Origin of the sequence: Mucilaginibacter sp. (genome assembly GCF_036383575.1) — a bacterium.
In the GTDB taxonomy this organism is placed as follows: domain Bacteria; phylum Bacteroidota; class Bacteroidia; order Sphingobacteriales; family Sphingobacteriaceae; genus Mucilaginibacter.
The window spans coordinates 1-3,839 of record NZ_DASVOB010000765.1 but is presented as its reverse complement, the minus strand read 5'-3'; the positions used below and the strand labels follow the sequence as shown (position 1 = coordinate 3,839).

3 protein-coding genes and 1 pseudogene are annotated in these 3,839 nt (G+C 43.0%); 2 read left to right on the top strand and 2 right to left on the bottom strand.

Going from position 1 to position 3,839, the window contains the following annotated elements; genetic code table 11:
- Positions 1-2,080, top strand: a 2,080-nt coding sequence (locus VF500_RS27280; RefSeq protein ID WP_330862692.1) for a T9SS type A sorting domain-containing protein, incomplete at its 5' end; no start/stop codon positions are given.
- A 12-nt stretch (positions 2,081-2,092) separates the two neighbouring features.
- Here the strand turns inward: VF500_RS27280 and VF500_RS27275 are convergent.
- Together VF500_RS27275 and VF500_RS27270 are read right to left on the bottom strand one after the other, a co-directional pair.
- Positions 2,093-2,854 carry a C40 family peptidase gene (locus VF500_RS27275; RefSeq protein WP_330862691.1) on the bottom strand — a complete coding sequence of 254 codons (762 nt, stop codon included), beginning with the start codon at positions 2,852-2,854 and terminating at the stop codon, positions 2,093-2,095.
- A 253-nt stretch (positions 2,855-3,107) separates the two neighbouring features.
- Positions 3,108-3,461, bottom strand: coding sequence for a 4Fe-4S dicluster domain-containing protein (locus tag VF500_RS27270; protein WP_121229730.1), 354 nt, complete (start codon positions 3,459-3,461; stop codon positions 3,108-3,110).
- Positions 3,462-3,562: 101 nt separating this feature from the next.
- Here VF500_RS27270 and VF500_RS27265 point away from each other — a divergent pair.
- Positions 3,563-3,839: pseudogene (locus tag VF500_RS27265) on the top strand (acyl-CoA reductase); the annotation flags it as partial.

Sequence of the window (3,839 nt, the reverse complement as noted above, 5' to 3'; positions counted from 1 at the left end):
TACGGCTATTACCGGTAATGTGAACGTTCAACGCTACATTAACGGTGGCGCAACACAATACAGAGGATACCGTTTGTTAACTTCAAGCGTTAATACAGGCACTTCAACCCCGGTTTTCACGCTGGCGTACCTCAAAAACAATGCGTTTGTTACGGGCACAACATTAGCTGCGGGAGGCTTTGACGTTTCGCCGGGTGCCAATAACCCTACCATTTACCTTTTTAAAGAAAGTCAGCCTGCAAACCAAAGTTCCTTTACATCCGGCTATTTCAGAGGCGTTAATAGTTTAACATCGCCATACTCTTTTGATAGTGAAACCGGCAGCAGATACATTGGTGCCGGCAACGGTTTTGCATTTTTTTTCCGTGGTGATCGTACCGCAGCAGTCTCTATAAACAATGCCATATTTACTACTTATGTTCCGCAGCCAACCACAATGACCGAAACCGGAACCTTAAACCAGGGCAATGTCACCTTGGCAAACTGGTATGACGGCACATCAACCTTACAATATTCAACTGTTGCTGCTAACACCCTTCAGGGTTATAACCTGGTAGGCAACCCATATCCGGCCACTATAAACTTTGAAAAGTTCAACCGTAAAGGCACATCGGGCAGCACTGCCGATCAAAAATCTTCTATTTATATTTCGGGGCAAAAGGCTCAAATTTATACAACTACGCCATCAAAAGTTCCCCCTTTAACCTACATATGGGTTTACAATTTAACAACTAAAAATTTCGAGAGCTACCAGCAATATGCCGGGCAGATAACTTCTGTCAATGATACTACCACTACCATTAACCCCGGTGTACAAAGCGTAGTGGGCGGCGCGGCAAGCAATATGATAGCAAGCGGGCAGGGCTTTTTTATTATTGCAAACGGCAGCGGCCAGGCTTTAACTTTCAGAGAATCGGCCAAGGTAACTACCCAGCCTTCTTCAATTACACTTGCCGGCGTGTTCAGTTTACCACAAACCCAAACACCAATTGCACAAGCCCTTGGCACTGGCAGTAAAGCGATCATGAGTAGCGTAAATTCACCAATTGCCGCCGCCGATATAACTGCACCAGTTGCTCAACCCAGTCCCGTAATGCACCTTTTACTTGAAAAAGACACAGCAAACTTTGATGGTATCGCACTTGTATTTGATAAATGGGCAACGGCCAGTTTTAATAAAGATAAAGATGCTGAAGACCTTGGCGGGATCGGCGCTTTGGAAAGCTTTTCGGCTTTATCAAGCGACAGCGTAAAAACAAGCATCCACCATCTTCCCCTACCCGGAAAAACGCAGGAGATAATTCCACTTTTTGCAGATGCCACAACGTCAGGACCCTATAAGATCAAATTAGCTGATGTTAAAGACCTGCCAGCCATTTATGAAGTATGGCTTAAGGATAATTTCACCAAGGATTCGGTGGATATCAAAGCCCATACTGATTATAACTTTACCATAGATAAAGGCAACAGCGCGTCCTTCGGCAACAAAAGGTTACAGCTTATCATACGCCAAAACCCAGCCCTCATGGTACATTTGCTCACCTTCGATGCCAGGAAAGTAGCCGACGAAGCCCAAATTACCTGGCTCGCCGAAAACGAGGCTAAGTATACAACCTATGTTGTTGAAAGAAGCACCAACAACGGTAAAACATTTGATCCTATAGGCACACTTTACTCAAGCGGCGCAAAAAATTATTCGCTTAATGATAAAACGCCGGCGCCGGGCCTTAACCAATATCGCCTAAAACAAATTGACCTGAACGGCGATTCCACTTACTCTAAAATAGCACCCGTGATGTTTGCCAATAAAACACAGAACGCTATAAGTAGTATCATAAGCCTGTACCCCAATCCAGCAACCGATGTAATTCATGCCGAAATGCTAATTGGCAATGGCAGTACAATAAAGTACAAAATCAATATCACCAACAGCGAGGGTAAGGTTATAGCCACAACTACATCATCTCAATCTAACTGGCAAAATAATGTAGCTGCATTTGTGCCCGGCACTTATATTATGCAGGTTGTTAACAGCAAAGACAATACCGTTTTAGGCTTTAAGAAATTTATCAAACAATAGGCGCAGGAGTGACTAAAAAAAACGCCTGATGCCGCATAGATTATGAGTATGCTTTTTTTGCTCTCTTGAGTATATGCCATCCTCATTGATGGTATCAATTTTAACTTTACCGGATGCATGGATGATGTGTTCATTATTGAGCATAATACCCACATGTGTTACCCGGCCTTCGGCATTATCAAAAAAAGCCAGGTCGCCCAGCCTGGCATCCTTTATCGAAGCAACTTTACTGCCTTCTTTTACCTGCATACTGGCGTCGCGTTTAATCCTGAGGCCTTTAAGCTTATAAACTATTTGCGTAAAACCTGAGCAATCGATACCAAAATGCGTGCGGCCTCCCCACAAATAAGGCGAGTTCAGGAATGATTTCGCGGTGGCCGCTATGTCTTCAGGTTCGCCAACTTTTCCAATTATCTCAAAACGCTCGTTACCAACACGGCATGAAGTTCCTTCCAGAAAAGCACGCGAACTGCCGGCAGATAAATAAACAACACTGTTATCACTTATCTTCCAGGCCTGCGTAACTGCATGGTAAGTAAGCTTTGGTGGATGATTCTTAACATTTTTATATGCTATATGACCAAGCATCGCAAATTGCAACCTACCTATCCACCCCACATATCCGTCACTTTCGGCAATGATCTTAACCCAGTTGTTTTGCCACTCGGTAATTTCAAACGCTTCGCCAAATAATAATTGCGACACCTGTTCGCTCCGCTCATTAGGCTCGGCCCTAAGCGGGATTACGGACAGGTTACATATCCCGTACTCCATAGTTTCTGTAAATGTCAAATAAACAAAAATTCCACGCGCATTTTAAAATAAATACACGGTTAGCATTTTAATATGATGTTACTTTTATAATTGGTATCTGTAGCCCAGGGATAAAAACTATACGATAATACAAATATTTTTAGAATTTTCAATCAAGCCTGAGAAGCTATAGCAATCCATAAACCCAATTTATTACTAAACAAAAAAGGGACATGCACTGCATATCCCTTTCAATATCATTGAAAAATAAATTTTACTCGTTCATGTGCAGCCAATCTTTTTTGGCAAGCAATTCTTCTTCGCTTTCGCGGATATCTTCGTCATCAACACAACAATCAACCGGGCAAACTGCGGCACACTGAGGCTCATCATGAAAACCTACACATTCGGTACACTTATCAGGCACTATATAATATATATCGTCAGATAATGCAGCCTGTGTTTCTTCGGCATTCAGGGTATTACCATCGCCAAAATCAATTACCCCTTTCAGGCCCGTCCCATCGCTAAAACGCCAGGCGGCTCCTGCATCATAAATAGCATTATTAGGGCATTCTGGTTCGCAGGCCCCGCAGTTTATGCATTCGTCGGTGATTTTAATCGCCATATTTCTAAATATCTAATAATCTCAATTAACTTTGCCTGCAAATTGCAAGCGCACAAATATAACAAAAAAAGGCTTTAAGGGTTTAATCCCCTACCATATATATGTCAAAAATTAATATAAAAAAATCAATAAATTCATTTTCGGAGCTGGGCAGGCAAATGCTATCGCCCGATGCATCGCTAAGCGCCCTTATCGAAAATGAACAATATCACAATGCCTGGTTCACACCGGCAAGTGTTTCGGAGGCAGTAACAGCCATAGGTCATATGCTCAACGAAGCCGACCTAAGCACCTGGCTTTCAAAATATGACCTTGAAACAGACAAGCCCGCAAAAAGCGTTGGACTGATCCTGGCCGGCAACATACCGAAGGTAGGCT

Bases quoted from the DNA above. Each gene is read 5' to 3' on its own strand.
- VF500_RS27275 (WP_330862691.1), bottom strand. From the start codon at position 2,854: ATGGAGTACGGGATATGTAACCTGTCCGTAATCCCGCTTAGGGCCGAG.
- VF500_RS27270 (WP_121229730.1), bottom strand. From the start codon at position 3,461: ATGGCGATTAAAATCACCGACGAATGCATAAACTGCGGGGCCTGCGAA.